The organism is Streptomyces sp. NPDC058877 (genome assembly GCF_042742855.1).
Taxonomy (GTDB): domain Bacteria; phylum Actinomycetota; class Actinomycetes; order Streptomycetales; family Streptomycetaceae; genus Streptomyces.
Genome location: NZ_JBHYMF010000046.1, coordinates 1 through 24,531 on the forward strand (window position 1 = coordinate 1; position 24,531 = coordinate 24,531).

General features: G+C 72.4%; 23 protein-coding genes and 1 riboswitch. Of the genes, 6 read left to right on the forward strand and 17 right to left on the reverse strand.

Going from position 1 to position 24,531, the window contains the following annotated elements; genetic code table 11:
- The coding region (locus ACFW2Y_RS13795) for a cytochrome P450 (RefSeq protein WP_384877494.1) at nt 1-1,219 on the forward strand (1,219 nt) is incomplete at its 5' end.
- A 253-nt stretch (nt 1,220-1,472) separates the two neighbouring features.
- On the opposite strand, the gene ACFW2Y_RS13800 is transcribed toward ACFW2Y_RS13795, so the two are convergent.
- A complete protein-coding gene (locus ACFW2Y_RS13800) occupies nt 1,473-2,069 on the reverse strand; it encodes a TetR/AcrR family transcriptional regulator (RefSeq protein ID WP_384877589.1) in 597 nt (198 codons plus the stop codon).
- A gap of 114 nt (nt 2,070-2,183) precedes the next feature.
- On the opposite strand from ACFW2Y_RS13800, the gene ACFW2Y_RS13805 reads away from it, so the two are divergent.
- Together ACFW2Y_RS13805 and ACFW2Y_RS13810 are read left to right on the forward strand one after the other, a co-directional pair.
- A complete protein-coding gene (locus ACFW2Y_RS13805) occupies nt 2,184-3,254 on the forward strand; it encodes an FAD-dependent oxidoreductase (RefSeq protein WP_384877592.1) in 1,071 nt (356 codons plus the stop codon).
- Nucleotides 3,255-3,356: 102 nt separating this feature from the next.
- Nucleotides 3,357-3,767, forward strand: a complete 411-nt coding sequence (locus ACFW2Y_RS13810; protein ID WP_384877496.1) for a hypothetical protein — start codon at nt 3,357-3,359, stop codon at nt 3,765-3,767.
- 96 nt (nt 3,768-3,863) lie between these two features.
- On the opposite strand, the gene ACFW2Y_RS13815 is transcribed toward ACFW2Y_RS13810, so the two are convergent.
- From ACFW2Y_RS13815 to ACFW2Y_RS13835, 5 genes are all read right to left on the reverse strand, one after another.
- Nucleotides 3,864-4,109 (reverse strand): hypothetical protein, encoded by a 246-nt coding sequence (locus ACFW2Y_RS13815; protein WP_384877498.1) that lies wholly within the window; start codon nt 4,107-4,109, stop codon nt 3,864-3,866.
- A gap of 62 nt (nt 4,110-4,171) precedes the next feature.
- Entirely contained in the window at nt 4,172-4,645 is a 474-nt protein-coding gene (locus ACFW2Y_RS13820; RefSeq protein ID WP_384877500.1) for an NUDIX domain-containing protein, read from the reverse strand.
- Between the two features lie 57 nt (nt 4,646-4,702).
- A complete protein-coding gene (locus tag ACFW2Y_RS13825; protein WP_384877501.1) occupies nt 4,703-5,908 on the reverse strand; it encodes an FAD-dependent oxidoreductase in 1,206 nt (401 codons plus the stop codon).
- Nucleotides 5,905-7,353 carry an FAD-dependent oxidoreductase gene (locus ACFW2Y_RS13830; RefSeq protein ID WP_384877503.1) on the reverse strand — a complete coding sequence of 483 codons (1,449 nt, stop codon included), beginning with the start codon at nt 7,351-7,353 and terminating at the stop codon, nt 5,905-5,907. Before ACFW2Y_RS13830 ends, ACFW2Y_RS13825 begins: the two co-directional genes overlap by 4 nt.
- 85 nt (nt 7,354-7,438) lie before the next feature.
- On the reverse strand, nt 7,439-8,938 hold the full coding sequence (locus ACFW2Y_RS13835; protein WP_384877504.1) for an FGGY family carbohydrate kinase: 1,500 nt from the start codon (nt 8,936-8,938) through the stop codon (nt 7,439-7,441).
- A 306-nt stretch (nt 8,939-9,244) separates the two neighbouring features.
- On the opposite strand from ACFW2Y_RS13835, the gene ACFW2Y_RS13840 reads away from it, so the two are divergent.
- Nucleotides 9,245-10,219, forward strand: coding sequence for a hypothetical protein (locus ACFW2Y_RS13840; RefSeq protein ID WP_384877506.1), 975 nt, complete (start codon nt 9,245-9,247; stop codon nt 10,217-10,219).
- A gap of 68 nt (nt 10,220-10,287) precedes the next feature.
- Nucleotides 10,288-11,820, forward strand: coding sequence for an amino acid permease (locus tag ACFW2Y_RS13845; protein WP_384877507.1), 1,533 nt, complete (start codon nt 10,288-10,290; stop codon nt 11,818-11,820).
- Between the two features lie 60 nt (nt 11,821-11,880).
- On the opposite strand, the gene ACFW2Y_RS13850 is transcribed toward ACFW2Y_RS13845, so the two are convergent.
- Nucleotides 11,881-12,636 carry a GntR family transcriptional regulator gene (locus ACFW2Y_RS13850; RefSeq protein WP_384877510.1) on the reverse strand — a complete coding sequence of 252 codons (756 nt, stop codon included), beginning with the start codon at nt 12,634-12,636 and terminating at the stop codon, nt 11,881-11,883.
- A 183-nt stretch (nt 12,637-12,819) separates the two neighbouring features.
- On the opposite strand from ACFW2Y_RS13850, the gene ACFW2Y_RS13855 reads away from it, so the two are divergent.
- The gene (locus ACFW2Y_RS13855) at nt 12,820-14,160 is read left to right on the forward strand and encodes a DUF2252 domain-containing protein (RefSeq protein WP_384877512.1); all 1,341 of its coding nucleotides are present in this window, start codon (nt 12,820-12,822) and stop codon (nt 14,158-14,160) included.
- Between the two features lie 160 nt (nt 14,161-14,320).
- Here ACFW2Y_RS13855 and ACFW2Y_RS13860 read toward each other — a convergent pair whose 3' ends face one another.
- The 10 genes from ACFW2Y_RS13860 to dhaK all read right to left on the reverse strand — a co-directional run bounded on the left by ACFW2Y_RS13860 (nt 14,321) and on the right by dhaK (nt 23,881).
- The gene (locus ACFW2Y_RS13860; RefSeq protein WP_384877514.1) at nt 14,321-15,715 is read right to left on the reverse strand and encodes an FAD-dependent oxidoreductase; all 1,395 of its coding nucleotides are present in this window, start codon (nt 15,713-15,715) and stop codon (nt 14,321-14,323) included.
- Nucleotides 15,716-15,829: 114 nt separating this feature from the next.
- The gene (locus ACFW2Y_RS13865; protein ID WP_384877516.1) at nt 15,830-16,402 is read right to left on the reverse strand and encodes a PadR family transcriptional regulator; all 573 of its coding nucleotides are present in this window, start codon (nt 16,400-16,402) and stop codon (nt 15,830-15,832) included.
- 46 nt (nt 16,403-16,448) lie between these two features.
- A complete protein-coding gene (locus ACFW2Y_RS13870; protein WP_384877518.1) occupies nt 16,449-18,464 on the reverse strand; it encodes an FAD-dependent oxidoreductase in 2,016 nt (671 codons plus the stop codon).
- A 226-nt stretch (nt 18,465-18,690) separates the two neighbouring features.
- Complete coding sequence (locus ACFW2Y_RS13875; protein ID WP_384877520.1) at nt 18,691-19,551, reverse strand: ATP-binding cassette domain-containing protein; 861 nt, start codon at nt 19,549-19,551, stop codon at nt 18,691-18,693.
- Complete coding sequence (gene cbiQ / locus ACFW2Y_RS13880; RefSeq protein ID WP_384877522.1) at nt 19,548-20,297, reverse strand: cobalt ECF transporter T component CbiQ; 750 nt, start codon at nt 20,295-20,297, stop codon at nt 19,548-19,550. The genes ACFW2Y_RS13875 and cbiQ overlap by 4 nt, the downstream gene beginning before the upstream one ends.
- 6 nt (nt 20,298-20,303) lie before the next feature.
- Entirely contained in the window at nt 20,304-20,759 is a 456-nt protein-coding gene (locus tag ACFW2Y_RS13885) for an energy-coupling factor ABC transporter substrate-binding protein (protein WP_384877524.1), read from the reverse strand.
- Complete coding sequence (locus tag ACFW2Y_RS13890) at nt 20,759-21,454, reverse strand: energy-coupling factor ABC transporter permease (RefSeq protein WP_384877526.1); 696 nt, start codon at nt 21,452-21,454, stop codon at nt 20,759-20,761. The genes ACFW2Y_RS13885 and ACFW2Y_RS13890 overlap by 1 nt, the downstream gene beginning before the upstream one ends.
- A gap of 28 nt (nt 21,455-21,482) precedes the next feature.
- Nucleotides 21,483-21,717: riboswitch (cobalamin riboswitch) on the reverse strand.
- Nucleotides 21,718-21,778: 61 nt separating this feature from the next.
- Nucleotides 21,779-22,228 carry a PTS-dependent dihydroxyacetone kinase phosphotransferase subunit DhaM gene (locus ACFW2Y_RS13895; protein WP_384877595.1) on the reverse strand — a complete coding sequence of 150 codons (450 nt, stop codon included), beginning with the start codon at nt 22,226-22,228 and terminating at the stop codon, nt 21,779-21,781.
- Nucleotides 22,229-22,233: 5 nt separating this feature from the next.
- On the reverse strand, nt 22,234-22,869 hold the full coding sequence (dhaL, locus tag ACFW2Y_RS13900; RefSeq protein ID WP_384877528.1) for a dihydroxyacetone kinase subunit DhaL: 636 nt from the start codon (nt 22,867-22,869) through the stop codon (nt 22,234-22,236).
- Nucleotides 22,870-22,888: 19 nt separating this feature from the next.
- On the reverse strand, nt 22,889-23,881 hold the full coding sequence (gene dhaK / locus ACFW2Y_RS13905; protein WP_384877530.1) for a dihydroxyacetone kinase subunit DhaK: 993 nt from the start codon (nt 23,879-23,881) through the stop codon (nt 22,889-22,891).
- Nucleotides 23,882-24,531: the final 650 nt, after the last annotated feature.

Below are 24,531 nucleotides of genomic sequence, written 5' to 3' on the forward strand. Positions count from 1 at the left end.
AGCGCCGCCCCGCATGGACCCGGCGGGCGGCTGCCCGCACGCGGACAACGCCCGACTGCTCGCCGGGGGCGCCGTGACCCCGGTGGTCCTTCCCGGAGAGATCGAGGGCATGGCGGTGCTCGGCCACGACGCCCTGCGCGACTTCCTCTCCCACCCCGCCGTCGCCAAGGGCCCCCAGCACTTCACGGCCCTCACCGAGCACCGCATCCCCGAAGGCTGGCCGCTGCTGACCTTCGCCACGGTGCCCGGCATGACCACCGCCGACGGGGCCGACCACCGTCGGCTGCGCACCCTGGTCAGCAGCGCCTTCACCGCCCGCCGGGTCGAGGAACTCCGCCCGCGGGTCGAAGCGGTCACCACGGGACTGCTTGACGGACTCGCAGAAGCCGCCCGTGCCGCCGACGGCGTCGCCGATCTGCGCCGCCACTACGCGCTGCCGCTGCCCCTCGGCGTCATCTGCGAACTCCTCGGCGTCGACCCGGTGCACCAGGGCAGACTGCACCACCTCTCCAGCCTGGTCGTCGCGACCGACACCGAACCCGAGCGGGTCGTCGCCGCCAACCGGGAGCTCGTCGAGCTGCTGGCCTCCATCGCCGCCGCCCGTGCAGCCGCCCCCGGCGAGGACCTCACCAGTGCCCTCATCGCGGCCCGGGACGAGGGCGGCGACCGGCTCAGCCAGTCCGAGCTCATCGGCACCCTGCTCCTGATGATCGTCGCGGGTCATGAAACCACCCTGAACCTGGTCACCAATGCGGTCCGGGCGCTCTGCGCCCACCGCGAGCAGCTCGCCCTGGTCATCGAGGGCCGTGCCGGCTGGGCCGACGTGGTGGAAGAGACGCTCCGCTGGGACAGCCCCGTCAGCTACTTCCCGTTCCGCTATCCCACCGAGGACCTCACCGTCGACGGCACCCTCATACCCCGGGGCACCCCGGTGCTCGCCGGATACTCCGCGGCGGGCCGCGACACGAAGGCCCACGGCCCGGACGCCGACCGCTTCGACATCAGCCGTCGCCCGTCGGTGAAGCACCTCTCGCTCGGTCACGGGCCCCACTACTGCCTGGGTGCCCCGCTCGCCCGGATGGAGGCCGCGATCGCCCTGGAGGCGCTCTTCACCCGCTTCCCCGATCTCGACCTGGCCGTCCCCGAGGCGGAGCTCACCCGCCACGCGGGCTTCGTCGGCAACAGCGTCCGGGCGCTCCCCGTGCGTCTCGGGGGCTGAACGCACCGACCGCGAAGCACTGACCGCGAAGCACCGGCCTTGACGACCGGACGGCGGGCCCGCAGCGCGCCGGGGCGATCCACGTCCGGCGGCCCCGCCGCCGCTTTCCGCCGGCCCCGTTCGGCGGAAACGGACCGACGCCCAGGCGAGGGCGACGGGACGCTCTGCCCGAAGGCCCGGACGAATGTGATGCTCCCCGTCGCAGTCATCCGGGTGCTCCCGCGTCGCCGACCTGGCGTGGAGAAGGCCGTCGTTACCGGGGTGCGGGTTCTTGCGGGTACACCGTGTCCAGGAGGTCGCGGACGAATCGGTCGAGGTCGTCCAACCCGGCTTGGGCCAGGGTGCGGGTACCTCCGGTGAGGAGGTGGGGGATGGCGGCGTGTAGCGCGAGGGTGACGGCGACGGCCCGCTGGGGGGTGACGGGCAGGCCCGCCGAGCGCTGGGCCCGTGCGAAACCGGTGAAGTCGGCGGCCGCGATCGGATCGAGGATGGTGGTCAGCCAGTCCCTGCGGGCCGCCTCGGCCTGTAGTTCCAGATAGGCCAACATGCGGGGGCGGCCGGGGCCGGCGACGTTCTGGAGCAGCCCGGCGAGCAGGTCCACCAGGGCCTCGCGGTCCGTGGGCTCGATGCCGGTGGGCATCAGCTCTGCGGCCGTCCGGCGGTACTGCTCCGCGCACCGCTCGGCTGCGGCGCGCAGCAGGGCGTCCCTGGTCGGGAAGTAGTTCTTCGTGGTGCCCAGGGGCACTGCGGCTGCGGTGTCGACGGCCCTGTGTGTCAGACCCCGTCCGCCTGCGGCGGCCAGGACCTGGATGGCGGCGTCGCCCAGCAGGTCTCGACGGTTCCCGTTCAGCGTTGCTTCTCCTCGTTCCTCGACGCATTGCCCACGATACCCCACCTGTGGTACCTCATTGGTGGTACCACAGATGAGGTGGTGTGGATCGATGCATGCGAGAGCGGGGGCGTGATGACGGGATCGGCCGTTGTGGTGGGGGCGGGAGTCGGCGGGCTGGCAGTGGCGATCGGGCTGCGCCGGGCGGGTTGGCGGGTGACGCTCCTGGAGCGTCGAACCGAACTGGAGCGCTACGGAACCGCGTTCGCCCTCCATCCGACCGCGCAGGACGCCCTCGACCGCCTCGGCGTCGGCGCGGCGGTACGTCGTCGTGCAGTGCCGTACCGCTGCGCGCAGGTCCGCACCCCCGACGGGCGGGTGCTGGCCCGACTTCCGTTGGAGCGCGTCGAACGCAAGGCGGGTCGGCCCGAACTGCTGATCTCCCGGCCCTACCTCATCGATGCGCTGGCGGACGAGTTGGATGCCCTGGGGGGCGTCACCGTCGCGTTCGGAGAGAACGTCGCCGACGTGGCCGCGCTCTCGGCCGAACACGACCTGCTCGTCGGCGCCGACGGCCTGCGGAGCGCCGTACGGGCAGCCCGGTTCGGAGCGGACAGCGGTCCCCGGAAGGTGGGCTCGACCGCCTGGATCGGCATCGCGGACTTCGCCAGCAGCGTCCACGGCGAGACCTGGGGCAAGGGCCGCTTCTTCGGCCTGACCCCGGTCGAGCCGGGTCGCACCAACTGGTACGCCGCCGTGCCCGAAGGCACCACCGCCGTGGAACTGCCCGACCTCTTCGAAGACTGGCACGACCCCATCCCCCGCATCCTCGCCGAGACCGACCCCACCTCCTGGCTCTGCTACGAGATGCGGCACCTGTCTCCGGCCCTGCCGACCTTCGTCCACGACGGACGGGGCGGCTCGGGCGGACACGGCGGAAGGGTCGCCCTGGTCGGTGATGCGGCCCACGCCATGACGCCCAACCTGGGGCAGGGTGCCTGTACGGCCGTCCTGGACGCAGAGGCTCTGGCCCGCGCCGTCGTCCAACACGGCCACACCGGCCTCCCGGACGCCCTGCGTGCGTACGATCGAGAACGGCGCCGCAGCGCCCAGCGGGTCGCCTTCGCCTCCCGCAGCCTCCACCGCTTCGTGTCCACCGAGCACACCCGGCTCCGCGACGCAGCGGCCCGCCTCCTGCCGGGCTGAGCGAAGCCGGCCCCGGGGCCGGTGGGCCCGCCCGCACGTTCAGGAGCTGCACATGCGCCGTAGCCGTCGGTCGATCGCCACCCCGTGTCAGTGCTCTGCGCCATGATGAGCAACGTGAACACCGAGATGTTGATAGACGTCTGGCAGCGGCTTCTCGTCGACCCCCACGCGTCATGGGTGCTGTTCGAGCACGGCACGTGCGTCGTGCTGACCGCTCCGGAAGAAGAGCTTGCCGAACAGGCCACCGACCTCATGAAGGAGTTCGGCCCGGCGCACGCGGGATCCTCGGCAGGAGACTTCGGGGTGATCGACCCCGAGCACGTCGAGGGGTGGGTCGTCACCGGGCACCACGACGACGTCCTCACCTATGTCGGTCCCGATGAGCCCGAGGCCCAGTCGCACATCGCCGTCGGGCTGTTCGGACGCTCCAAGCGACACCGGGACGGCACCGAACTCCACGTCGTCCACGTCGAGGACAGGCGAGGCTCAGCGGAGCCGGCGCAAGCGCCGTAGGCCCAAGCCGCGGCCGATACGGCCGGCGCGGACGACCGGGGCACCTCGATGGACTCCGCCACCGTCCGACCGACCGATGGTCGGTCGGACGGACTCCTATCCGGTGCGGTCCCGGGAGGTCGGAGGGGAGGCGCGCAGGGCGGAGACGAGCCGCAGCAGCCGTGCCTCGTTCCCGGCGAGTCCGGCGGCGCGCAGCGCACGGTCCGCCTCCGCCATGGGGCGGGTGAGCATCACCCCCGCGTACGGGGCGAGTCCGGGGTCGGTCAACACGGCCCGGGTGGATTCGAGCAGTCGCAGGTACGCCTGGGCCGCCGCGCGCTCATGGACGGTGATGGTGGTCATGCCGGCTCCCTCTCGACGGTATCGGCGCCCACCACCCTCTCGTGCGGGTCTGACAGTCGGGCTCAGGCCCGACCGCTGAGCCGCTCCGCCAGCCGCTCCAGGAAGACCCGCTGGCCGGACACGAGCAGCGGAGCGGCGGTTTCCGGGGTGAACCAGCCCACCCGGTCGATCTCGGGGAACTCCTCCAGCACCCCGGACCCGGGTGGCCACTCCATGGAGAAGGTGCCCGGCACGACGGCGCCGGGGTCGAGGTCCCCCTCGACGGCCCACACCGTGACCACCTTGCCGTTCCGCTGGCGCGCCTCCCCGAGGGAGAGCCACTCGCCCTCGGGCGCCGGCAAGCCCAGCTCCTCCCGGAACTCGCGCACGGCCGCGGCCTCGGGAGTCTCGCCGGCCGCGTACTCGCCTTTGGGGACGGACCAGGCCGCTTCCTGGCGGTTCGCCCAGAACGGTCCGCCCATGTGCCCGATGAGCACCTCGACGCCACCCGCTGCACGACGGAACAGGAGGAGACCCGCACTGCGCTTGTCCGACATGCGCCCAGTCTCGTCGATGCCTCCTGCCGCCGCAGCTTCCCGGGCGCGCTCCACCCGCTATTCCTCGGTGCCGACCGTCACCGGGCCGCCTGCCGGGTCCATCCGGCTCGTCCACCGGGGGCCGAGCCGCACCGAACGCCAGGGGGTCAGGGTGCCGCTCAGGCGCTCCCGCCGCAGCAGCACCCCGTCCTGCGCGACCGTCAGCACCGGATGCACGAGCCGTTGTTCGGACCGGACGAGCAGGGGCGCGGCTTCGGGGCCGAGCAGACCGGGAGAGACCCAGTGCAGCGGTCCCAGCGCCGTCACCGGTACGCCACCGGAGGGCCAGGGGCGGCCGTCGAGCAGCTCGTGCACCGCCCCCGCGACCGACCGCCCCTCGGCAGCGGCGACGAGTGCCGGTTCCACACCGCGCAGGAGGTTGCCGACGGCGAAGACGCCGCGGGCCGCGGTGCGGAACCCGCCGTCCGTCAGCGGGCCCCGGCTTCCCTCCGCGAGGGGAAGCCCACGGGACCGGACCAGCTCGTGGTCCGGGATCCAGTCGTCGGTGAAGACCACGGTGTCACAGCCCAGCACGCCCGTCCGCCCGCCGCCGCCCCGGATCGCGACCCCGGTCAGCCGGTCGCGTCCGAGCAGCTCCGTCACGGCCGTTCCGGCGAGGACCGGGACCGTCCGGAGCCCGGGTGCGGGGACGGGGAGTTCGGTGACGACCGCCGCCACCTCCAGCCCTGCCCGGCGCAGGGTCCGGACCGCACCACGGGCTCCCGGGCCGCCACCGACGACCACCGCCCGCCGGCCGACGGAGCCGTCTCGCCGGCCGAACCGCAGGACCGTTCGCTGCAGCTCGCCCGAGGTCAGCACGCCGGCCGGCCGCGTGCCCGGGACGAGTCGGGCGCTGCGGGGCCGCTCGCGGGCCCCGGTGGCCAGGACCACGGCGCGTGCCCGGATCCGTTCGAGACCGTCGGGGGAGGTGACGTCAAGGGTGAGGGGTCCGGCCCAGCCGGTGACCGAGGTACCGGTGCGCAGGACCGCTCCGGCCCGCAGTGCCGCCCGCACGGCACGCCGGGCGTACGCCGGGCCGTCCAGCGCGCGCCCCGATGCGTCGGCGCCGAACCCCGTGCGGAGGCAGTGACGGGGTGTCCCACCCGCCGCTGCCTCCCGTTCCAGGACCTCCACGTGACCCGCACCGGTGTCCGCGAGCCGGGCGGCAGCGGCAAGCCCGGCGGGCCCCGCGCCCACCACGAGGACGTCCACGGTCCGGTTCAACGCCGCTCCTCCCCGCACCGCCCCCGACGACGCCCGTCGATCGGCGACCCCTCGAACAGCGCCCGCACTTCCGCGCCGCAGTAGTGGCCCTGACAGCGTCCGCCGCGGGCCCGTGTCCTGCGCCGCAAGCCGTCGAGGTCCCCCGGAGGGATCGTCGAGGCGAGGGCGGCCCGGATCTCTCCCCGGGTGACCCGCTCGCAGTGACAGACGATGCTTCCGAACTCGCTTTCCTGAGCGATGCGTTCGGCATCGCGATAGGGGCGGGGGAAGGCCTCGCCGAGGTTCGGCATCCGGACCTCGGCGAGCGGACGCACCGGCCCCGGATCGAGACCGCAGTCCGCGAGGAGGCCGACGACGTGTTCGGCGATGGCGAGGGAGGCGGTGAGTCCGGTGGAGCGGATCCCGCCCACCGTCACGTACCGCAGCGCGGGATGGGCCGCGATCCGGTAGTCCTCCCGTCCGGTTGCGGCCCGCAGCCCCGCGTACACGGCCGTGACCTCCTCGTCGAGCAACGCGGGGAGCACCCGGCCGCCCTGCTCGCGCAGGCCGGCGAGTCCCTCCGCCGTCGTGCCGGTGGCGGTCTTGTCGTCGAGGTCCTCGGCGGTGGGGCCGAGCAGCACGTTCCCGTAGACCGTCGGAGCGATCAGCACGCCCTTGCCGCGCGGGCCGGGAACGGGCAGCAGGATGTGACGGACCAGCGTGCGGGCGAACTTGTCGAACACGATCAGCTGGCCTCGGCGGGGCGTGACGGCGAAGTCCTCCCGGCCGACGAGCGCGTCGAAGGCGTCGGCATGGAGGCCGCAGGCGTTGACGAGGTGACGCGCCCGCAGTACTCCGCGCCGGGTGACGAGCCGGTGGTACGGGGCATCGGTGCGCACCTTCTCCACACGGCAGTCGAGGTGCAGGTCCACCCCGGAACGGACGGCCTGGGTGGCGTAGGCGAGGGTCGTCGTCCACGGGCAGACCACCGATTCGCCCGGTACGTCGAGCGCGCCGAGGGCGCCCGGTCCGAGGTGCGGTTCGCGCGAAGCCAGCGCGGAGGGCGGGAGGAGGTGGGTGGTGCGGTGGCCGTTGCGCTCCGCCTTCTCCGCAAGGCGGGGGAGCGCCGCCCGCTGCTCCTCGTCCCAGGCGATGAGCAGGGCGCCCAGGGGTTCCACGGGGATCCCGGTCTCCCGCGCGTATCCGGTGAGGAGACGGTGCCCCTCGCGCACCAGCCGCGCCTCCAAGGTGCCGGGCCGGGCGTCGAAACCGGTGTGCAGGATGGCCGTGTTGGCCTTGGAGGTCCCGTCCCCGACGTCGTTCGCGGCTTCCACGAGCGCGATCCGCAGCGGGTGGCGGGCCAGGGCCCGGGCGATGGCCGAGCCCACCACGCCGGCGCCGACGACCACGACGTCGTACTCCGATGCCCCGCCGGAGGGCAGTGGACCGGTCCGGGTGACGGTCATGCAGAACCCTCCCGGCCGGCGGACGCGGTGCGGCCGGATCGGGTCGGCGTGCCGCTCGCACGGCCCCGCCCGGACGATCCCCCGCTCATGCCGCCCCACCGGTCGTGGTCCCGGCTCCGCCGCCCGGGCCCGTTTCGTCCCGGCCGCGGCCCGAGCGTTCCACTAGGGCCGCCACCTCGGCCCGGAAGCGGGTCAACCGCTCCTCCGCCTCGTCGCCCGAGATGCGGGGCTCGTACACGGCCGAGGGCTTCCACTCCGGCACGGCCTCGCGGAGGGCGAGCCCAGGCTGCCGGCCGAGCCGGGCGACCGCTCCCACCCCGAGCGCCGTGGCGTCGGGCAGCGAGGAGACCTCGACGGGACGCTGCAGCAGATCGGCCTGGGTCTGCATGAGGAGCGCCGACCGGGTCAGACCGCCGTCGGCGCGCAGCGCGGTCAGCGGTGCCTCCCGGTCCGATGCGGCGGCCGAGGAGAGTTCCACGACCTGGGCGGCGATGCCTTCGCACAGGGCGCGCACCAGATGGCCCGGTCCGGTGTCCAGGCCCAGACCGGTGACCGAGGCGCGGACGTCCCCCCGCCACCAGGGGGCGGCGAGCCCGGCGAACGCGGGGACGAAGGTGACGCCCCCGCTGTCGGCCACGCCGTTGCCGACCGCGTCGAGCTGCTCGGCCCCGGTGATCACTCCCAGGTCGGTGAGCCAGCGGACGGCCGACGCGACCGTGTACACCTGGCCGTCCAGGCAATGGGTGACGTGACCTCCGAGCTGCCAGGCCACACAGCTCACCAGGCCGGATGCGGTGCGCCGTGGAGCGGGGCCGGTCTGCGCGAGCAGGAAGGCGCCGGTGCCGTAGGTGCACTTGGCGGCGGCCGGGTCGTCCGCGCTCTGGGTGAGCAGGGCCGCCTGCTGGTCGACCAGGAGCCCGGTGAGCGGCAGGGCGGGGCCGAAGGCGGTCGTGGTGCCGACCTGCGCGTCACAGTCGACGATGCGGGGCAGCGCCTCGGTGCCGAGTCCGTACAGGTCCAGTGCGGTGTCCGACCAGGCGACGGCGTCGAGGTCGAGGAGACCGGTCCGGCCGGCGGTTGCCGCGTCCGTGACGAACGCGCCCGTGAGCCGGTGGACCAGCCAGGCGTCGCTGGTGGTGACCACGCCGGCGCCGGTGGCGTGGCGGCGGATCCAGGCCATCTTCGGGGCGGCGAAGTACGGGTCGACCGGAAGGCCGGTGAGCCGGCGCAACTCTTCGGCGTGGGCGTCCAGGCCGGCGCAGACGGAGGCCGCCCTGCGGTCCTGCCATACGAGTGCTTCGGTGAGCGGTTCACCGCTGACGGGGTCCCAGGCGAGGACGGTCTCGCCCTGGTTGGCGAGGCCCACCGCCACGACGGGTGCGCCGGCCTCGGCCAGTGCTGCCCGACCGGCCGTGACGACGGAGTCGTACAGCTCACGCGGGTCGACCTCGACGAGTCCACCGGGGAGGTGACGGGGCCTCACCGGGGCCGTTCCCGTGCCGATGACACCGCGTTCGGGGCAGAGCACGAGGGCCTTCGTGCCCGACGTGCCCTGGTCGACGGCGAGTACCGCTCCGCCCGCCACAGTCCTGCTCCCGTCCCTTGACCCCTTTCGGTGACCGTCCGATCACCGAAAGGGGTCAGGCTGCCCCCGTCCCGTGGTCCCCGTCAAGCCCCGGAGGTCAACCACGTCAGGTTCGCAGCCTTGGCTGATGAAGCGTCAAATTTAGCCGATGGCTTGATAGTTGTTGTCGAAAAAGAAAGTGGACCGGTCGCATCCAGAGGCCTCTATAGTGATCGCCGATCAACGGCCGGGACGCCAGCCGGGGGACTGACCACCCCCTTTCATCCACCGAGGACCCATGTCATCCACACCACGCCCCATCCCCTGATGGCCGGGCAAGGCTTCCGGCCCGTCTACCACCCCGCGGGCCATGACCACGCCCTGCGGAACGCCGTGCAGGACTTGCGCACCGGCCGCTGGGTCTCCATGGCCCGACTGCTCGACGAGACCTCCGACTGGGACGCATGGACCCGGCGCACCCAGGTGCTCGCCGCCGTCGCCGCGGGCACGGACGTCATTCCCGTCTGGCAGGCGGAACAGCCGGAGAGCCTCGCCGCCGCCGTGATGCACAGCCGGGTCGCCGTCGAGCGGGCCGTCCGCGCCCACCGTGCCGGTCACACCAGGACCCTCGAACTCTGGCAGGAGGCATGGGCCGCCTGCCGGGAGGCTTGTGACCGGTCGCCCGCCGATCCCGTGCCCTGGGTCGGCCTCATCGCCCTCGCCGCCCTCGATGCACGCCAACGCATGGCCGAACACCGGCTCGCCCCGCCGGCCCCCATGCTGCCGCCCGGCCCCTGGGGACTGCTCGCCGAGGCGGAGAAGCGCGACCCGCACAACCGCGAGGCCCACCACCGGATGCTGCAGTTCGTGTACGCCCGCAGGCCCGGTCCCCTCTCTGAGGCCGTCAACTATGCCCAATGGGCGGCGAATTCCGCCCCGGTGGGCTCCGCCCTGCACGCCCTGCCCCTCTATGTGCGGGTCGAACGCTATCGGCGTCAGCGCGGCCATGAGCGGGCGCTCGACCTGCACTGGGTCGCGGAGGACGCGGTGCGCGACGCCCGACGCGCCCTCGACACCTGGTTCCTCTTCTGCGCCACCGACGAGGCGTCCCTGCTCGACCTCAACCACCTGGCCCACGCCCTCTTCGGCGCCCTGCGCTTCACCGATGCGGCCCGCGTCTTCGAGGCCCTCGGCCCGTACTACACGACCCTTCCCTGGGCCTACCGCACCGCCCGGCCGGATGACCGGACACTCGCCGAAGAGGTCTTCCTGCGCGCCCGCGCCCGTTGCCTCGGCGGCTGACGCCCGGTCGCTCCCCGAGCCCCGCCCCTTCCTTCCTCGTTCCGCTCTCCCCGTCCCCGGAGGACCGCATGTCCCGAACCGATGCCCCGACCGACGCGATGCGCACCCCACCGCCACCCCGGGACGAGGAGGCCAGGCTCAGGGAACTCGGCTACCAGCCCGTCCTGGCCCGCAGGATGAACGGTTTCGGCAACTTCGCGATCAGCTTCTCGGTCATCTCCATCCTCTCGGGCTGCATGACCCTCTACGGCTTCGGCCTGGGGACCGGCGGCCCCGCCGTGATGATGTGGGGTTGGGCCGGAGTGGGGCTCTTCGTCCTCTGCGTCGGCCTCGCCCTCGCCGAGGTCACCAGTGCTTACCCGACCTCCGGCGCCCTCTACTACATGGCCGACCGGCTCGGCGGGCGCCGCTGGGGCTGGTACACCGGCTGGCTGAACCTGCTCGGCCTGCTCGGGGCCATCGCCGGCATCGACTACGGTGCGGCCCTCTTCACCGGGGCCTTCCTCAACCTCCAGTGGGGCTTCGTCCCCACCCCGGGCTCCACCTTCGTGATCTTCCTCGTCATCCTGCTCCTGCACGCCGTCCTCAACCTCTTCGGCGTCCACCTGGTCAGCCTCCTCAACTCCCTGAGCGTCTGGTGGCACCTGATCGGCGTCGCGGTCATCGTGGGCGCGCTGGCCTTCGTTCCCGACCGGCACCAGTCGGTCGAGTTCGTTTTCACCGAGTTCGTCAACGACACCGGCTGGGCCAACCCGTTCTACGTCGCGGCGATCGGCCTGCTCCTCGCCCAGTACACCTTCTCCGGCTACGACGCCTCGGCCCATCTGTCCGAAGAGACCTCCAACGCCTCCGTCACCGCGGCCAAGGGCATCGTCCGGGCCATCTGGGTCTCCTGGATCGCAGGCTTCGCCCTGCTCGCCGGACTCACCTTCGCGATCCAGGACTACGCCGCCACCCAGAACAGCGCCACCGGGGTCCCGCCCGCCCAGATCCTCCTGGACGCGCTCGGCTCCGGCGGCGCCAGCGTCCTGCTGCTCGTCGTGATCGTCGCCCAACTCTTCTGCGGCAACGCGGAGGTGGCCGCCGCGAGCCGCATGGTGTTCGCCTTCAGCCGGGACAACGCCCTGCCCGGTTCCGCGCTCTGGCGCAAGGTCAGCGCCCGCACCCAGACCCCCGTTCCGGCCGTCTGGCTCGCGGTTGCCGTGGCCGCGCTGCTCGCCGTGCCCTCCCTCTACTCGGCCACCGCCTACGGTGCCGTCACCGCGATCAACGTCATCGGCATCACGCCCGCCTACGCCATCCCCATCTACCTGCGCCTGCGCGCCGGCCGGCGCTTCGTCCCCGGTCCGTGGAACCTGGGCCGTTGGAGCAAGCCGATCGGCTGGACCGCCGTCGGTTGGGTCGCGCTCGTGACCGTCCTGTTCTGCCTCCCGCAGAAGTCCCCGGTGAACGTCGACACCATGAACTACGCGGTCATCGCACTGGCCGTCGTGCTCGTCCTCTCCAGCATCTGGTGGTACGTCGCACGCCGCTCGTACGGCACGCCGACCGCGTACGGGAACGCCCGCGAGGAGGCGGAGATCTCCGAGGGGATCGTCTGAGGGAGCTGCTGCGACCCCGCCCCGTGGAATTCGCCGGGACCGGGCGGGGCCGCAGCACCGTCAAGCGCTGAACTCGTAGGTCCAGGAGGCCGACTGGGCCGAGAAGTCGATGTCGGTGATCTCCAGGGCGTGCCCGTGCTGGTCGGTGACGACCCGGTGGATGCTCAGTCGGGCCGTGCCGCCGGCCGCCGTCGTGGCCGGGGCGGCCGGGACGCGGACCGATTCGCGATGGGTGATCCGCAGCCCGGCCTGGTGCATCCAGTGGTACAGCAGTCGGAGGTCGGGTTGCTGGCGACAGTCCCTGCCGCGCCGGTACCGGGAGAGCTGGGGGATCTCGGCGAGGGCCGGTCGGGAGAACCACGACACCGCGCGCTGGAGCGCCGCCCCCTGGGGCCCGAGCACCGTGTGCCGGTGGACGAGGGTGGGTTCCCCCGGGGTGAGCAGGAGCCGTGGTGCGAGTGGGATGGGCGGCGCCTCCCAGAGGAGGGAGGCCCGCACCAGGGCCTCGGCGGCCCGCGGTCCGCCGGGGAACGTCGGTCGGCGGGCCGTGAGGGCCGGAACGGTCGGCTCGGGCTCGACTTCCGGGACGGCCGCAAAGGTGCCGCGCCGGTCGGTGACCACGAGTCTCTCCTCCCGGAGGAGTTGGAGCGCGCTGCGGACGGTCTGCCGGTTGACGTGGTAGCGCTGGGACAGCGATCGCTCCGACGGGAGCCGACTGCCGGGGGAGATGTGTCGTTGGGTGAGGTCCTCGCGCAGGGCGGCGGCGACCCGGAGGTAGAGCGGAACGTCCGCCGCCTCGGAATCGGGCTGGGCCATGATCAACCCTCTCTTTGCTCAGCGTGACAGCGTGGTTCGGTTGGGTGATTAATTCCTATCATTGGTCTAAACCATTTAGCTAGCTCGGCCCTCCAGAGTGGCCGAAACGAGCGTCACGCCTTGTAATGAGGTTCCAGGTGACGGGCCGATGGCGAGCTAGCGGGAAGAGGTGGGTGAGGCCGGATGACAACGCCGTCAGAACGGGTCGCTCGGGGCAAGGCCGCCCGCAAGCGCGTCCCCCGCACCTCCCACGGCCGCTGGATACCCAGTTCGCAGCGCCCCGATCCGCTGGACGTCCTGGAGCGCCAGTCCGTGGACCGGCTCCCCGACCTCGTCCCCCTCCGCTACGGCAGGATGGCGGCCTCCCCCTTCGCCTTCCTGCGCGGCGCCGCCGCGGTCATGGCCGCCGATCTGGCCGCCCAGCGCCACACCGGACTCGCCGTCCAACTCTGCGGCGACGCCCACCTGCTCAACTTCGGGGTCTACGCCTCACCCGAACGGACGCTCCTCTTCGACGTGAACGACTTCGACGAGACCCTCCCCGGGCCCTTCGAATGGGATGTCAAGAGGCTCGCCGCCAGCATCACCGTCGCCGCCCTCCAGAACGGCAGCGCCAAGCCCAAGGCCCACCGCGCCGCCCTGGTCGCCGTCGAGGCGTACCGGACGGCCATGCAGCGCCTCGCCGGCCTCGGTGAACTCGCCGTCTGGTACGAGCGGATCGCAGCCGATGACCTGGTGTCCTTCGTGCGCCGCAACGACCGCGCCCGCGTGACCCGGCGACTCGACCGGGCCCGCCGCCGCACGAGCCTCCAGGCCCTCGGCAAACTGACCGAGAAGGACGAGGCCGGGAACCGGCACATCGTCGACGACCCACCGCTCCTCGAACGCGCCACGGACCTCGACCGGGTGACCCTCGGCAAGGTCTTCAGCGACTACCGCAGCTCCTTGGCCGAAGAACGCCGCGTGCTCCTCGACCGCTACCGCTTCGTCGACGCGGCCCGCAAGGTCGTCGGAGTGGGCAGCGTCGGCACCCGTTGCTTCGTCCTCCTGCTCGAAGGCCGGGACGAAGGAGACCCGCTCTTCCTCCAGATCAAGGAGGCCGGCCACTCCGTCCTGGAGCAGTACCTGCCGCCCACCGCCTACCCCCACCAGGGGCGTCGGGTGGTCTGCGGGCAGCGGCTCATGCAAGCCGCCAGCGACATCTTCCTCGGCTGGATGACCGGACCCGAGCAGCGCCACTTCTACTGGCGCCAACTGCGCGACATGAAGGGGTCCGCCGAGGTCGAGACGATGTCCCCGGTCGTCCTCCGGGAATACGCGCGGTTGTGCGGCCGGACCCTGGCGCGTGCGCACGCCCGCTCCGGCGACCGGATCGCCATCGCCGCGTACCTCGGCACCTCGGACGTCTTCGACCGTGCCGTCGCCGATTTCGCCCTCGCCTACGCGGGCCAGAACGCCGATGACTACGCGGCGCTGGGAGCCGCCATAGCCGCCGGCATGGTGACGGCGGCCCCGGGCGCCTGAGGCGGGCGACCGGGGCCGGAGCGGACGCCTCGGGTGCGCGCCCGCTCCGGCGACCGCGGGAGCGCGGCCCGCGCGGGAGCGCGCCACCGTTCGTGGGTCCGGGGCGCCCCGTTCGCGGCGTGCCGAGCGCCAGCGCGGCCGGGGCGCCCCGCCCGGCCCCCTATGCCCCGAAGCGGCGCAGCGGGGGTTCCGCGGGCGTCTCGTGGACCGGGCCGAACAGCACCGCCTTCGCCACGGCCGGTGCGAACAGCGAGGTCAGCGGTGCGGTCAGGGTCAGAGCGGCGCGGAACGGCGCTCCCACGACCGGGTCGCCGGCGGCCCGCGCCTGCACCCGCCTCACGTACCAGCCGACCGCCTTGTCCGCGGGCCCGGGGCGTCCCGTGTCGCCGCTGGCCCCGGGCATCTTCCGGTCTGCGCCCGCCGAGATGTCCCACGCCTGCTTCGACGCGTCGAGCAGGGCCTTCTGTACGGTCCTCGTGGTGGGCGTGCGCTTCGGGTCGGCGAGCGCACGGCGCAGCGCGACCGCGCTGAGCGCGGCGACGGCCATGCCCTGTCCGTAGATCGGGTTGAAGGCGCAGAGCGCATCGCCGGTGGCGAGGAAGCCGGCCGGGCGACGCCCCGGACGGTCGTACCGGCGCCGGATGTTGGCCGTCCTTCGGAAGCCGTGGACCGGAGAGATCGGCTCGGCCCGCGAGAGCCAATCGCTGATCACCGGATGGGGCAGCCGCTTCGCGTACTCCTCGAAGGAACCCCCCTCCGTGGGCGGCTCGTTGCCGCGCAGTCCGGAAAGCGTCACCAAGTGCGTGCCGTCCCCCAGGGGCAGCACGACGGCGCCGTACTGCTGCGTCGGGTTGGGGACGACGTAGTAGCCGAGCGCGTCGGTGTCCGGCCCCTCCGGCGAGGCGCGGTAGAGCCGGGTGCCGTACGCGAGGCCCGTGTCGAGGGTTTCCTCGTACGGAGCCTCCGCGCCGATCCCGGCCAGCCAGTCCGCCGCCTTCGTGGACCGCCCGGAGGCGTCCACGACCAGGTCGGCCTCCAGGACGCGCGACCCCTCGCGGGCCTCCGTGCCGCGCTCACGGAGCCGAACGCCCCGGACGCGCGAGGAGTCGCCGACGAGGCCGGTGGTTTCGGTGCCCCCGATCAGCTCGATGCGCGGATCGGCGAGTACCCGTTCGCGGACCAGCCACTCCAGTTGGGCGCGCGGACCGGTGTAGAAGTGCGCCGTGGCGGGGGAGCGGCGGAACCACTGGCCGTTCTGCCACTGGACCATGTCCTCGGGAACGCCCACCCGGGGCGCGCCGAGCTCGCCGAGCTCCCGCATGAAGCCGGGGAGCAGTTCGTCGAGTGCCCGTTGTCCGCCCGGGATGAGGACGTGGAGGTGGCGGCCCTGCGGGACCCCCGGCCGGGAGTCCGGTCCCTCGGGGAGACGGTCGCGCTCGACGACCGTCACCCTCTCGGCGTGCTCGGCGAGCACCCGAGCGGCAAGCAGCCCAGCGAGACTTCCCCCGATGACCACTGCATGACGTGTTCCGCAGTGCCCCAAGTCGTTGGCCATGCCGGCCCTTTCGTGTCGTGGAACTACAACCGACCAGTATCCACGAACCGGTTCGGGGTCGGCGTCACCCGGCTCCGGGGCAGAGGAACCACGTGCGCACAAGGTCGTTTCCCGTCAGGGGGACCGGAGCCCGGCTCCGGGCCCGGACCCCTCCTCCGGCCCGAGCTCGGCCAGCGCGTTCGTCAGCCACTCCACCCAGAACCGCTCCAGATCCACTCCGCCCCGGAGCACCAGGTGGCGCAGCCGGTCCGGCTCGGTGCGCCGGCGCTCCGCGGGGAAGTCCCGGGCCTCGATCGCGAGGTACTCGTCCAGCTGTTCCCGGTGCAGGGCGAGGTGCCGTTCCAGCTCGGCCCGGAGGCCCGCCGAACCGACCATCGCCGCAGCCCGCATCCGCAGCAGCAGGGCGGACCGCAGCGGTTTCGGGTCCTCGACCTTCCCCACCCAGCCGGCCAGTTCCACCCTGCCCGCGGACAGTACCTCGTACTCCTTCTTCTGTCCCCGCGCGGGCACCGGAGCGGGCAGGACGCGGATGTGCCCCGCCTGCTCCAGTTTGCCGAGCTCGCGGTAGATCTGCTGGTGGGTGGCCGACCAGAAGTAGCCGATCGACTTGTCGAAGCGGCGCGTCAGTTCGAGGCCGGAGGACGGCTTTTCGAGCAGCGCGGTGAGGATCGCGTGCGGGAGGGACATGCTCGCATCCTAGGTTCGGCCGGCCACGGTGATCACGGAGCGGCGGTCACAGGGTGGCGGCGAGCCGGGTGCCCTGGTCGATGGCCCGCTTCGCGTCCAGTTCGGCGGCGACGTCCGCACCGCCGATGAGGTGTGCCGAACGGCCTGCCGCCAGCAGCTCCTCGTACAGGCCTCGGCGGGGTTCCTGGCCGGCGCACAGCACGATCGTGTCGACCGGCAGGAGCTGTGCCTCCCCGTCGATCGTGAGGTGCAGGCCCGCGTCGTCGATCCGGTCGTACGAGACGCCCGCCACCATGGTGACGCCGCGGTGCTTGAGTTCGGTGCGGTGGATCCAGCCGGTCGTCTTGCCGAGGCCTGCGCCGACCTTGGACGTCTTGCGCTGGAGCAGGTGCACCTGGCGCGGCGGCGCGTTGCGCTCGGGCGCGCGCAGCCCGCCCCGGTTCTCGTACGAGGTGTCGACGCCCCACTGGCGGAAGTACGTCTCGGGGTCCTGGCTCGCGCCCTCGCCGCCGTCCGTGAGGAACTCGGCGACGTCGAAGCCGATGCCGCCCGCGCCGATGATCGCGACCCGCTCGCCGACCGGCGCGCCGTCCCGCAGCACGTCGAGGTAGCTGAGGACGCTCGGGTGGTCCTCGCCCGGGATGCCGGGCGTGCGGGGGGTGACGCCCGTGGCCACGACGACCTCGTCGTAGCCCTCCAGGTCCGCGGTGGAGACGTGCGTGTTCAGGCGGACTTCGATGCCGTGCTCGGCGAGCTGGACGCGGAAGTAGCGCAGCGTCTCGTCGAACTCCTCCTTGCCCGGAACCTGCTTCGCGACGTTCAGCTGACCGCCGATCTCGGCGGCGGCGTCGAAGATCGTGACGGCGTGCCCGCGCTCGGCGGCCGACACCGCGCAGGAGAGCCCGGCCGGGCCGGCGCCGACGACCGCGACGCGCTTGGCGAGGCGGGTGGGGGAGAGGACGAGTTCGGTTTCGTGGCAGGCGCGCGGGTTGACCAGACAGGAGGTGATCTTCAGGCTGAAGGTGTGGTCGAGGCAGGCCTGGTTGCAGCCGATGCAGGTGTTGATCGTGTCGGCGCGGTCCGCGGTGGCCTTCGCGACGAAGGCGGGGTCCGCGAGGAACGGGCGGGCCAGGGAGACCAGGTCGGCGCGGCCGTCGGCGAGGATCTCCTCGGCCACCTCGGGGGTGTTGATGCGGTTGGAGGTGACGAGCGGCACGGAGACGGCGCCCATCAGCTTCTTCGTCACCCAGGTGTAGGCGCCGCGCGGCACGGAGGTGGCGATGGTGGGGATGCGGGCCTCGTGCCAGCCGATGCCGGTGTTGATGATGGTCGCGCCCGCGGCCTCGATCTCCTTGGCGAGCTGGACGACCTCCTCCAGGGTGGAGCCGCCGGGGACGAGGTCCAGCATGGAGAGGCGGTAGACGAGGATGAAGTCCTCGCCCACGCGCTCGCGGATCCGGCGGACGATCTCCAGCGGGAAGCGGACGCGGTTCTCGTACGAGCCGCCCCAACGGTCGGTCCGCCGGTTGGTCGCGGAGGCGATGAATTCGTTGATGAGGTAGCCCTCGGAACCCATCACCTCGACGCCGTCGTACCCGGCCTCCTTGGCGAGCTCGGCGCAGCGGACGTAGTCCTCGACGGTCTGCTCCACCTCGGCGTCGGTCAGCTCGTTCGGCACGAAGGGGCTGATGGGGGCCTGGATCGGGCTGGGGCCGACGAGGCCGGGGTGGTAGGCGTACCGGCCGAAGTGCAGGATCTGCATGGCGATGCGCCCGCCCTCGGCGTGTACCGCATCGGTGATCAGGCGGTGCTCGGCGACTTCCTCCGACGTGGTCAGCTTGGCCCCGCCGTCCCAGGGGCGGCCGGCCTCGTTGGGGGCGATGCCGCCCGTGACGATGAGGCCCACGCCGCCGCGGGCGCGCTCGGCGTAGAAGGCGGCCATGCGCTCGAAGCCGTGCTCGGTCTCCTCCAGGCCGACGTGCATCGAGCCCATGATCACCCGGTTGGGCAGGGTGGTGAACCCGAGGTCGAGCGGGCTCAGCAGGTGCGGGTACGGGGTCATGGGGCGTCTCCTCGCGCAGGGGTCGTCGACCTCAGTTCTAGGTGACCCGACACGCCTTCTGCAACTAGTTGCAGAAGGATGGAGGAGTGATTTCTACTACTCAGTAGCTCATGGGGCCCACACCGACCGGCACCGGCGGTCCACCCTCAGGAGATGTGCCGCGCCACCCGGACGGTCCGTACGGGGCGGGTGCACGGCCCGGGACGGCCCGCGCGGGGCGGGCGGCTCAGGACCGTCGCGGCACCGGCACCTCCGGCCCGACCCACGCCTCCAGGTCCTCCGGGGTCCTGGGCGCCTCCGCGTCCACGCCCAGCAGGCTGTGGGACCGCAGCAGGCGCGTCACGGCCGTCGCCCACGGCCGGCGCAGCCGGGCCGCGTCCAGCAGGGCGTCGTCCGAGAGGAGCTCGGCGACCGGACCGGTGCGCAGGCCGGCCGGGGAGAGCACCGCCGCCTCGTCCGCCCACCGCAGCGCGAGGTCCACGTCGTGCGTCGCCATCACCACGGTCGTCCCCGCCTCCCGCAGCCGGTGGAGGGTCTCCAGGAGCCTCTCCTGGCCGTGCGGGTCGAGCCCGGCCGTGGGCTCGTCCATGATCAGGACCCGGGGCCGCATCGCCACGGCACCCGCGATCGCGGCGCGCTTCCGCTGCCCGTACGACAACAGGTGCGTCGGCCGGTCCTCCAGGGCCACGATGTCCAGCGCCTCCAGCGCCTCCCGCACCCGCAGCCGCACCTCCTCCTCGGGAAGCCCCAGGTTCATCGGACCGAACGACACGTCCTGGGCGACCGAGGCCGCGAACAACTGGTCGTCCGGATCCTGCACGACCAACTGCACCGTGCTCCGCAGCCGGGTCAGCCCCTTCCGGTCGTACGTCACCCGGGTGCCGTCCAGGAGCAGCGCACCGCCACCGCAGCGCAGCCCCCCGCTCAGCAGCCTCAGCAGTGTCGTCTTGCCGCTGCCGTTCCGCCCGAGGAGCGCGATCGCGCGCCCCTCGGCCACCGCGAAGTCCACCCCGGACAGGACCGCGGGCCCGTCCTCGTAGGCGAATCCCGCCTCCACCAGCTCCACGACGGGGATCGAAGACGTCACGGGAGGAACCTTTCCAGTACGAGGGTGAGGGCGACGAGCCCCGCGAGGAGCGCTCCCGTCGCCGCGAGGAACCGCGGAGCGACGGCCCGGCCCGGCACCAGCACCCGCAGCGTGCCGTCGTAACCGCGGCCGGCGAGCCCCGACTGCAGCCGCTGTGCCCGGTCGAAGGCCCGCACGAACGCGGTCGCGCCGAGCCCTGCGAGGGAGCGCCAGGTCGCGGCCCGGGTGGTGTGCCCGAGCCGTGCCGCCTGGGCCTGTCTGATCTTGGACAGCGAGTCGAGCAGCAGGAAGACGATCCGGTACATCACGAGCGCCACGTCCACCACGGGCGCCGGCACCCCCGCCCTGACCAGCCGGGGCAGCACGTCGGACATCGGCGTGGTGAACGCGAACAGCAGCACTCCGAGCGAGGCTGCGGCGGTCCGCAACAGCAGCTCGCCCGCGTGCACCGGACCGTCGGGGGCGAGGGCCACGAACCCCCGCGCCCCACCGACCTCGAAGAGCAGGGGAACGGCCCCGGTGATACAGAAGCCCAACGGAACGCGGAACGCCCGCCACAACTGGCGACCCGGCACCCCGGCCGGACCGAGCAGGACCGTGAGCGTGGCCGCCGCCACGAGCAGCGCGCCCGGCCACGGTGGCAGACACACCGCACACAGCGTCAGACCGAAACCGAGCAGCGCCTTCTCGGCCGGGTGGCGGTGGCGCCAGCGACTGCTGTGCGCCGCCGCGTCGATCGGCAGCATCGGCGGTTACGCACCCGGTCCGTCGGAGGACGGCGCACCGGTGCCGGACGGGGCGGGTGCCCGGCCGTCCCGGTCTGCGGCCCCGCCGTCCGCCGCCGCGTCGTCCGCCCGTGCGCTCCGCAGGGCGGTGTCCTCGGTCGGGGCGGAGACGCCGGCCCGAGCCTGGGCCTCACCTTGGCGGCGGCCCCGCCGCAGACCGAAGTAGTACGCTAGGACTCCGGCGCCGATCGCCGCCTGGAGCGCGAAGAGCGCCGACTCGATCTCACCGGACGGGGGCTCGTACAGCGGGCTGAACCACGGCTCGTAGTCCGGCTGGAGCTCGGTGATCGCGCTCTCGGCCTCACCGTCGGAACCGGAGAACGGCTCCTCCTTGTGGTCGCCGAGGCCCAGCGCCAGGGGCAGCACCGCGAGCGCGGCGACGACGAGCAGCAGCAGACCGTTGATCTTCGTGTTGCGACTCATCACGAGACCGCCTCCTCCTGCCGCTGCACACGCGTCCTTCCGAGGACGCCGAGCCGGATCAAGTCGCCCTTGCTGGACTGCGTGAGCAGCCGCATCACGAGCACCGTCAACAGGCCCTCGCTGACGGCGAGGGGGATCTGGGTCACGGCGAAGATCCCGCCGAACTTGGCGAGTGCCCCCAGCACACCGCTCCCGGGGTCCGGGAAGGCCAGGGCCAACTGCACGCTGGTGACGCAGTACGTGGAGAGGTCGGCGACGAAGGCGCCGAAGAACACGGCCACCATCAGCGGAGCACCGAACCGCCGCACCAACCGGTACGTCCCGTACCCCGCCCAAGGGCCGACGATCGCCATGGAGAAGGCATTCGCCCCGAGCGTGGTCAGGCCCCCGTGCGCGAGCAACAGGGCCTGGAAGAGCAGGGTGATCGTTCCCAGCACCGCCATGATCGGCGGCCGAAACAGGATCGCACCCAACCCCGTACCGGTCGGATGGGAACAACTCCCGGTCACCGAAGGAAGCTTGAGCGCCGACAGGACGAAGGTGAAGGCGCCCGACGCGCCGAGCAACAGGGTGGAATCAGGATTCGACCGGACTTCGCGGGTCAGCGCGCGAACCCCGTGGACGACGAACGGAGCAGCTGCGACGCCCCAGGCGGCAGCGTGCACGGGGGGTAGGTACCCCTCGGCTATATGCATGGTGGGAAGACCCTCTCCAGCACCTCGTGGATGGACAACGCACCCTGGCCGGTCTCCTGGCTGACGGTCATGCGGCCCGACTCCGCCTTCCCACACCGCAGCGGTCTCCCGCAACGGTCCAGTGGCTTCCCCCGGGACTTCCCCCGGAGGATGGAGCCGGACCTCCCGATCACAGTGGCGAGGGCCGCACCGGTACTGCACCGGTTTCCCGTACACCAAGGCCCTGTGACAGTAGTGTGTTGACCTGCTGGATCACAACACGACCACCACCCGGTGCGGCCCTCCGCTCACTCCGCGCACACGCCTCCGGAGCCCCCCTCGCCCTCACCCCTTGCGGTAGGAGTACGCCTCCGAGGCCGCCGCCGCCACCTCGTCGAGATCCCCGCCGGCGCTCGCCGTGACCAGTGCGGCGACCGCCCCCTCGACGAACGGAGCGTCCACCAGCCTGGACCGCTCCGGCAGTTCGTCACCCTCGGCGAGCAAGGCCTTGACGGTCAGGACCGCGCTGCCCAGATCGACCAGGAGCGCGACTCCGGCCCCCCGGTCCGCGTCCTTCGCCGCCCTGCAGATCAGCTCGGCACTCGTCCCCAGGCCACCGTCCGGAGCCCCGCCGGCCGCCAGCACCGGCGCCGCACTCCCGCCCGCGAGCCCCCGGGCCAACTCGGCCACCGCCGCAGCGACCGCGGCGCTGTGCGACACCAGCACGATGCCGACCGGCGCCGGGGGCGAGGGGAAAGGAGCGGAAGCGGCCGGGGCCTCGGCGCCTCCGGTCACCCGACTCACGTCCCCGCCCCCGTCCCCGCGTACGCGACGTCGGCAAGGGCGGCGAACAGCAGCGCCGAGGAGGTGGCCCCCGGATCCTGGTGCCCGATCGACCGTTCCCCGAGATAACTGGCCCGCCCCTTGCGCGCCCGGAGGGGCACGGTGGCGAGGGCACCCCCCTCCGCCGCGGCCCGTGCCGCCTCGAACGAGCTCCGCAGTCCCACCACGGCCGGTACGAGCGCGTCCAGCATCGTCTTGTCACCTACCCGCGCACCCCCCAGCTGCGCCACCGCGGCCACGCCGGCGTCGAGCGCCTCCGCCAACCGTGCCCGGGTGACCTCCCCGTCCCCTCCCAAGGCCTTTCCGGCGCGCCGCAGCAGCGTCCCGTACAGTGGCCCCGAGGCGCCGCCGACCGTGGAGATGAGCTGCCGTCCGGCGGCGATCAACACGGCACCCGGAGTCGACGGAGGCTCCTTCGCCAGCGCCTCCGTCACGGCGGTGAACCCCCGCTTGAGGTTGACACCGTGGTCGGCGTCCCCGATCGCCGAGTCCAGTTCGGTGAGCCGATCCGCCTCGCGGTCGACGTCATCGGACACCGCTGCCAGCCAACGCACCAGGAAACCGGCGTCCATGGTCCTTGTGGTCTCCGTCATGCTGCTCCCCACTCCCGTCTCACCGGCCCCAGCGCAGCGCCGGCGTCTGCACCGGAGCGTCCCACAGGCGCAGCAGCTCCTCGTCGACCTCGCACAGGGTGACCGAGCAGCCGGCCATGTCGAGCGACGTCACGTAGTTTCCGACGAGCGTCCGGACCACCGGCACGCCCCGCTCGCCCAGCACCCGGTGCACCTCCGAGTTGAAGCCGTACAGCTCCAGCAGCGGAGTCGCGCCCATGCCGTTGACCAGGGCGATCACGGGTCCGGTCGGGCGGAGGTCGTCCAGGACCGCGTCGACCGCGAAGTCCGCGATCTCCCGCGAGGTCATCATCGCCCGCCGCTCGCGGCCCGGCTCGCCGTGGATGCCGATCCCCAACTCGATCTCCCCCGCGGGGAGGTCGAAGGTCGGACTGCCCTTCGCGGGGGTGGAGCAGGCGCTCAGGGCCACCCCGAAGGAACGGGACCGTGTGTTGACCCGACGGGCGAGTGACTCCACCCGTTCCAGCGGCGCGCCCTCTTCGGCAGCCGCACCGGCGATCTTCTCCACGAACAGCGTTCCCCCGGTGCCCCGCCGGCCCGCCGTGTACAGGCTGTCCGTCACCGCCACGTCGTCGTCGACGAGCACCTTGGTGACCTGGATCCCCTCGTCCTCGGCCAGCTCGGCGGCCATCTCGAAGTTCAGCACGTCGCCGGTGTAGTTCTTGACGACGAACAGCACTCCGGCGCCGCTGTCGACGGCAGCCGCGGCCCGCACCATCTGGTCGGGCACGGGGGAGGTGAAGACCTCCCCCGGACAAGCTGCGGCCAGCATGCCGGGTCCCACGAACCCGCCGTGCAGGGGCTCGTGCCCGGATCCGCCGCCGGACACCAGGGCGACCTTTCCCGCCATCGGCGCGTCGCGGCGCATCACCACCCGTCGCTCCACGTCCACCGTCAACTCGGGGTGTGCCGCGGCCATCCCCCGCAAACCATCGGCGACCACGGTCTCGGGCACGTTGATCAGCATCCTCACAGGTGTCTCCTCGGGATCTCAGTGGAGGGGCGCACCTCCTGGGTTTTCGCAGTTCAGATTGCGCCCCCGGAATAGATGATTTTGGTGGTGTGTGGTGACTTGAAGCGTCTTTCGGCGGTACTGATGCCGACTTCCGTGATGGTGCGTCAGCCGGGTGGAGTGAGTGCGCAGGTGACGGTGAGGGTTACCGCCTTCGGCAGTATCGACGTTGCCGCTGCAAAGGTCACGTGAGCAAGGCTGATTCCGAGCCAGTGCTTTTTGTCGAGCCCGGCCGTGAGCAGTCGGCCTCAGCCGTCAAGGTGAGACGTCACCGGACTGTCGCGAGTAGTTTCTGACGTCAGTTCGTCGGTGCGAATGCCCATCGCCCCTGCCGTCCGTCGTCGGGGTGCGGGGCCGGTCGTCGCGGACCCACTTGCGCAGGGCCTCCAGATGGATGCCCAGGCTGTGGGTGATGTCGGTGGGGGAACGGTCCGGCGAGGAACCCATCAGGTCTACCGGGTCCCGCGTGAAGTCTTCGGGATGCTTCTTCCGCTTTGTCGCCTCGGATCGCTTCCCCTGGACGACGAGACATCCAGCGTCCAGGTGTCGGAACCTGGGGGTCACTCCACAGCGGATCGCCACCGAGAACACCACCCTCAAGCAGCACGTCC

Coding starts and splice junctions, on each gene's coding strand:
- ACFW2Y_RS13840 (WP_384877506.1), top strand. CDS start 9,245: ATGGCCGGGCAAGGCTTCCGGCCCGTCTACCACCCCGCGGGCCATGAC.
- ACFW2Y_RS13870 (WP_384877518.1), bottom strand. CDS start 18,464: ATGACCCCGTACCCGCACCTGCTGAGCCCGCTCGACCTCGGGTTCACC.
- ACFW2Y_RS13810 (WP_384877496.1), top strand. CDS start 3,357: ATGATGAGCAACGTGAACACCGAGATGTTGATAGACGTCTGGCAGCGG.
- ACFW2Y_RS13865 (WP_384877516.1), bottom strand. CDS start 16,402: ATGTCCCTCCCGCACGCGATCCTCACCGCGCTGCTCGAAAAGCCGTCC.
- ACFW2Y_RS13815 (WP_384877498.1), bottom strand. CDS start 4,109: ATGACCACCATCACCGTCCATGAGCGCGCGGCGGCCCAGGCGTACCTG.
- ACFW2Y_RS13820 (WP_384877500.1), bottom strand. CDS start 4,645: ATGTCGGACAAGCGCAGTGCGGGTCTCCTCCTGTTCCGTCGTGCAGCG.
- ACFW2Y_RS13805 (WP_384877592.1), top strand. CDS start 2,184: ATGACGGGATCGGCCGTTGTGGTGGGGGCGGGAGTCGGCGGGCTGGCA.
- ACFW2Y_RS13885 (WP_384877524.1), bottom strand. CDS start 20,759: ATGAGTCGCAACACGAAGATCAACGGTCTGCTGCTGCTCGTCGTCGCC.
- cbiQ (WP_384877522.1), bottom strand. CDS start 20,297: ATGCTGCCGATCGACGCGGCGGCGCACAGCAGTCGCTGGCGCCACCGC.
- ACFW2Y_RS13860 (WP_384877514.1), bottom strand. CDS start 15,715: ATGGCCAACGACTTGGGGCACTGCGGAACACGTCATGCAGTGGTCATC.
- dhaL (WP_384877528.1), bottom strand. CDS start 22,869: ATGACGGAGACCACAAGGACCATGGACGCCGGTTTCCTGGTGCGTTGG.
- ACFW2Y_RS13890 (WP_384877526.1), bottom strand. CDS start 21,454: ATGCATATAGCCGAGGGGTACCTACCCCCCGTGCACGCTGCCGCCTGG.
- ACFW2Y_RS13830 (WP_384877503.1), bottom strand. CDS start 7,353: ATGACCGTCACCCGGACCGGTCCACTGCCCTCCGGCGGGGCATCGGAG.
- ACFW2Y_RS13845 (WP_384877507.1), top strand. CDS start 10,288: ATGTCCCGAACCGATGCCCCGACCGACGCGATGCGCACCCCACCGCCA.
- ACFW2Y_RS13850 (WP_384877510.1), bottom strand. CDS start 12,636: ATGGCCCAGCCCGATTCCGAGGCGGCGGACGTTCCGCTCTACCTCCGG.
- ACFW2Y_RS13855 (WP_384877512.1), top strand. CDS start 12,820: ATGACAACGCCGTCAGAACGGGTCGCTCGGGGCAAGGCCGCCCGCAAG.